The sequence below is a fragment of the Kitasatospora sp. NPDC001225 genome, from assembly GCF_053597855.1.
Map to the genome: position 1 here is coordinate 1 of NZ_JBSFJC010000268.1, position 4,677 is coordinate 4,677.

5 protein-coding genes and 1 rRNA gene are annotated in these 4,677 nt (G+C 69.8%); 3 read left to right on the plus strand and 3 right to left on the minus strand.

The annotated features are described in order from the left end of the window. The coding region (locus tag ACWDCZ_RS38820) for an ATP-binding protein (protein ID WP_449818413.1) at positions 1-439 on the minus strand (439 nt) is incomplete at its 3' end. Between the two features lie 182 nt (positions 440-621). Between ACWDCZ_RS38820 and ACWDCZ_RS38825 the strand changes: the two genes are divergently transcribed. The 3 genes from ACWDCZ_RS38825 (at position 622) to ACWDCZ_RS38835 (ending at position 2,738) form a co-directional block, all read left to right on the plus strand. Continuing rightward, positions 622-1,509, plus strand: a complete 888-nt coding sequence (locus tag ACWDCZ_RS38825; RefSeq protein WP_387829786.1) for a helix-turn-helix domain-containing protein — start codon at positions 622-624, stop codon at positions 1,507-1,509. Further along, entirely contained in the window at positions 1,493-1,720 is a 228-nt protein-coding gene (locus ACWDCZ_RS38830) for a DUF397 domain-containing protein (RefSeq protein ID WP_380740109.1), read from the plus strand. Before ACWDCZ_RS38825 ends, ACWDCZ_RS38830 begins: the two co-directional genes overlap by 17 nt. Positions 1,721-1,787: 67 nt before the next feature. Further along, positions 1,788-2,738 (plus strand): phosphotransferase family protein, encoded by a 951-nt coding sequence (locus tag ACWDCZ_RS38835; protein ID WP_449818414.1) that lies wholly within the window; start codon positions 1,788-1,790, stop codon positions 2,736-2,738. 125 nt (positions 2,739-2,863) lie between these two features. On the opposite strand, the gene ACWDCZ_RS38840 is transcribed toward ACWDCZ_RS38835, so the two are convergent. Together ACWDCZ_RS38840 and rrf are read right to left on the minus strand one after the other, a co-directional pair. Next, positions 2,864-4,438: a TIGR03086 family metal-binding protein gene (locus tag ACWDCZ_RS38840; protein ID WP_449818415.1), complete on the minus strand. Its 1,575-nt coding sequence runs from the start codon at positions 4,436-4,438 to the stop codon at positions 2,864-2,866. Positions 4,439-4,609: 171 nt separating this feature from the next. Further along, a 5S ribosomal RNA gene (gene rrf, locus ACWDCZ_RS38845) occupies positions 4,610-4,677 on the minus strand; the annotation flags it as partial.

Genomic DNA, 4,677 nt, shown 5'->3' on the forward strand with positions numbered 1-4,677 from the left:
TTTCGACGCCAGGTAAGCCATTGGGCCCAGGAATAACCTCCGAATTCCTCCCGGCTATGCCAGGGATACAACCAGGCGCTTTCAGGGCGCACTCGAACCAGACGACCTTGCCCGTCTTGCGGGGCTCGGCGCCGAGGCGGTGGGTGAGGGCACGGACGAGGAAGAGGCCCCGGCCGGAGGAGGCGAGCGGGTCCGTGGGGAGGTGGACGGTGGGGAAGATCGGGTTGTTGTCCGCGACCGAGACCCGCAGACGGTGGCCGGTGAGGGCCAGCACGACCATGGGGGCAAGGGTGCCCCCGTGCCGCCAGGCGTTGACGAAGACTTCGTGGAGGGCGAGTTCGGCGTCGGAGATGACGGAGGGTCGCCACCCGGCCGAGACGAGGAGGTCGGAGAGCTCGGAACGAGCGGTGGACCAGTCCGGAAGGTTGCAGGCACGCATGAGAGACCCCAAGGGAGGAAGAGGGGAATCGACGAAGCAGACACTCCGTCATGTGATCGGTGCAACACTGAGAGTAGGACCGTCGGTCACACGCGTGCAACCTGATCGCCGAGATGTCTCCCCCAACTTGGCTAAGCTCACTCGTGTGGGTGGAGACTGGCCCGACACGGAAGGAACCCCCCTTGGCACTCAGGACCCAAATCAGCGAGCGACAGCGGCGGTTCGGCGCTGAGCTGAGAAGGTTGCGCGAGGCCGCAGGCCTGGCGGTCAAGGACGCCGGCGCCCTCATCGGCATCGCGGGCCCGCAGCTGAGCCACATCGAGGCAGCTCGAACGGCGCTCGACCCGGAGCGGCTCTCGGTCTTGCTCGAAGGCTACGGGTGCACGGATGAGACCTACATCGCGCTGCTGCACGCTCTCGGAGCGAGTGACGGGAAGGGCTGGTGGAGCGCATTCAAGGGGCGGGTTCCGGCTCTCGCCCTGGACCTGGCAGAGGCCGAAGACCGAGCAGAATCCTTCGCTGTCTTCGACTCCCTGTACATTCCGGGAACGCTCCAGGTTCCAGGCTACGTCGAGGCCATCTACAAGGGCGCTTACAAGGATGGCCGTTGGGACGTTGCCACGGCCGTTGAGTTCCGCCTACAACGTCAACGCATCATGACCGACAGCAAGCAGCGACAGTTTCGGTACGTCATCCATGAGGCAGCACTCCGGATGCAATTCGCTGGCAGGCTCGTGATGCGCGACCAGCTCCACCATCTCGTAGACATGGCAGAACTCCCCAATGTCACGATCGAGATCTTGCCGTTCGATGCCCCCGGGAGGGCGCCATACGCTGGCGCGTTCCTGATCTGCGACCCCGGGTGCACGGACCTCTCAACCATCATCCTGGATGGACCGAAGCGGGCGGTCCACCTTGGCGATCCCGATGACGTGGCGGCGTACCACCAAAAGTTCCAAGAGGCCCGGGATCTCGCACTACCTGCTGTTGATGCCAGCAAGCCCAGGCGTGACAGCTCTCGCGACTCCTGGGGGCTCCTTCAACACATTCTCTATGAACTCCAGCACTGAAAGGCACCCGATGTCCCACCTGGCCTGGCAGAAGTCATCCTTCAGCAACGCCGATGGCGGCAGCACGTGCGTTGAGCTGGCCGCCGAAGGAAACGACGTCCGCTTCCTCCGTGAGTCGGACGACCCTTCCGTCATCGTCACCACCACAACCACGAAGCTCCGCGCCTTCCTCCTCGGCGCCAAGGCCGGCGAGTTCGACCACCTCATCTGAACCACGCGACGGGGGCGGGACGGCGATACCGCCATCCCGCCCCCTGTCTCTGCCGCAGGAAGTCACCGTGACCCCGAACGATCCCTTCACCGCTACCTCCGTGAGGCCGTCCTGGGATGAACTCCCCGTCCCGGCACAGGAGTCCGTCGAGACCCACCTCGGCGCACCGGTCACCGGCGCCCGGACCCAGGCCGGCGGGTTCAGCCCTGGCCTCGCGGTCCGCGCGACCCTTGCCGACGGCCGGGCCGTCTTCCTCAAGGGCGCCGCCACCGACCACCCCGTCCACGGGAGGTACGCCGCCGAGGCAGCCATCAACCGAAGCCTGACCCGGCAGGTCCCGGTGCCGAGGATGCTCGTCTCCTGGGAGGCCGGCGGATGGCTGCTGATGGCCTTCGAGGACGTCGACGGCGGCCACCCCGACCTCGGCCCCGGGTCGGCCGACCTCCCCGCCGTCGTCCGGCTGCTCGACCGACTCCCCAGGGCGGTCAGCCCGTCGCCGATCCCCGACGCCCCGTCCATCGTCTCCGTCCTCGGGGGCGGCTCCCGCAGCTGGCGGGCTCTCGCCGACCAGCAGGCCGAGCTCGACCCGTGGTCCACCCGGCACGTCGAGCAGCTCGCGGCCGTCGAGCACGACTGGCACGCCGCATCCGCCGGGGTCTGCCTCCTCCACGCGGACCTGCGCGCCGACAACATGCTCATGCGCGGTGACGACGCCCTCGCCATCGACTGGGCCTACCTCCACCAGGGCGCCGCCTGGATCGACCCGGCCTTCCTCGTCACCCAGCTGATCCGCGCGGGCCACACCCCGGCCCAGGCCGAAGCCCTGCTCGCACCCGTGGCCTCGTGGGCTGCCGCCCCGCCGGACGCGATCACCTCCTTCGCGGTGGCCCAGGCCGGCTACTGGGAGCTGAACTCCAGGCTCCCGGCCCCGCCGGGAGTGCCGTACCTGCGCGGCTACCAGGCCTCCATGGCCGCCATCGGCCGGACGTGGATCGCGCACCGAACCGGCTGGCACTGACCGAACTCGCAGCACCCGCAGCGCTGTTCGCGGAGCCCACCAGCGAGCACGAGCCCTGCCGCTGATCCCCGCCCGCTCATTGGCCCCCGACGAGCGGGCGGGGTCTTGTCCACCCCCGCCGTTGCTCAGGCGACGGCGCGACCGAGGTGGGCGGCCAGGCGGTCGAGGGCGGTCGCGCCGTGGGGCGCGGGCCGGGACGGGGCGAAGGAGCCGCCTTCCGTCCGCGGCAGGCCCGCGTAGATCTCCCGCACCACGGGCACGGCCACCGTCGCAATGTCCGGGACCAGGTCGCGCGGGTGTCCGATGGCTTCGGCCAAGTCCCAACCGTGGACCAGCATTTCGATGACCAGCTGCTCGACGAGACGTCGGCCCGGCGCCGGCCCGTACCGCCGGTCGAGCATGCCGGGCCGGCGAAAGGCCGTGAGCGTCCGCTGGGCGGCGGTCCGGAACGCCGCGACATGATCACCGCCCAGGTGATCCGCGGCGGCATCGGACCGGGGCCTCCCGTCCGCCAGGCCGGCCCACATCAGGTTCTCCCAGACCAGGTGGTCCAGCAAGGCGCGGACGTCCCAGTCGGCGCACGGCGTCGGCCCGTCGAGGCGGCTCGGGTCGACGGCGCTGACGAGGTCACCCACGGCCTGGAGGACTCGCTCGCAGGCGGCGATCAGACCCACCGGCTCCCAGGCCTCGGCTCCGGAGTCGTACAGCGCGTCGAGTTCGGCGGCGCGGCGTCCGGGTTCGGGATTGGCACGCAGGGCGGTCTTCAGCCAGTTGCCCGCCGTCTCCAGACTCGGCCGCGCCGGTTGGCCGTTGATGAGGCAGAGCAGCTGCCAGTACCGCTCGACGCACGGGACGGAGACGATGCCGAGTTGTTCGAGCAGCAGGCTCCGGGCCGGCGCGCCGTCGGTGCGGACCCCGTCGACGGTCCGCGTCTGGGTGGGGAGCCACTTCTCGACGACGGCCGCGACAACGGGTTCCGCCGCGGGCGAGTCCGGCGCGATCCCGTCGCGGACGGCCTCGTCCACCCGCCCCGTCCAGTAGTCGGTGACCCGCCGTGCCTCCTGGAGTGTGGCGTCATCGTGCTCGCCGGGGGCGTGTTCGGCCGCGTACTGCGCCATGCGCCGCATCGCGGCCCGCAGTTCGGGATCGGCCACCAGCTCGCCCAGTTCGATCCAGGCGTCGACCTGCGCGTCCGTGGGGTCGTCGGGCAGCTCCGGGGTGGCGGCCAGCAGGCCGCTGCGGTAGGTCGGTACGTCCAGGCCGACGAGCGTCCCGGTCACGAACTCGTGGATGGTCTTCCGGCGTTCGGCAGCGGACAGTCGGGCGGTGCGGTTCATGAAGGCGAGTCCTTCGGCAGTGGTTTCGCGACGGGCGGCGGAGCGCAGGACCGCCTGTTGCGCGCGCAGCAGGCGGATCCTCGTCTCCAGCACGTCGACGTGGACCGCGGCCACCTCCGCCAAGGTGTGCTCCCGGTCGAGGACTTCGCGGATAGCCGGCAGGCCGAGCCCGAGGTCCCGCAGCGTCCGTGCCAGCTCCAGGCGGGCCACGGACTCCGCGTCGTAGACCCGGTACCCGGCGGCCGTGCGTCGGGCCGGTGGCACGAGGCCGAGATCGGACCAGTGCCGGATGAGCTTCACCGACAGCCCGGTCTTCCCCGCGACCTCTCCGATGCTCCACAGCACCCTGTCGTCGACGTGCATGTGCCCCACCCTCGGCTCTCCCACGATGGGAGAGTCAACCAGCCGGGAGCTCTGGCCTACCGCGCGCGTTGACCGTCGCTCCGCCCCGCAGCCGGCCCGGAAACGCGAAGAGGCCCTGAAAACGCGAAGAACCCCCATCCGGGTCCCGGATGGGGGTTCTTCTGAAGAATTGTTCGGCGGCGTCCTACTCTCCCACAGGGTCCCCCCTGCAGTACCATCGGCGCTGTAAGGCTTAGCTT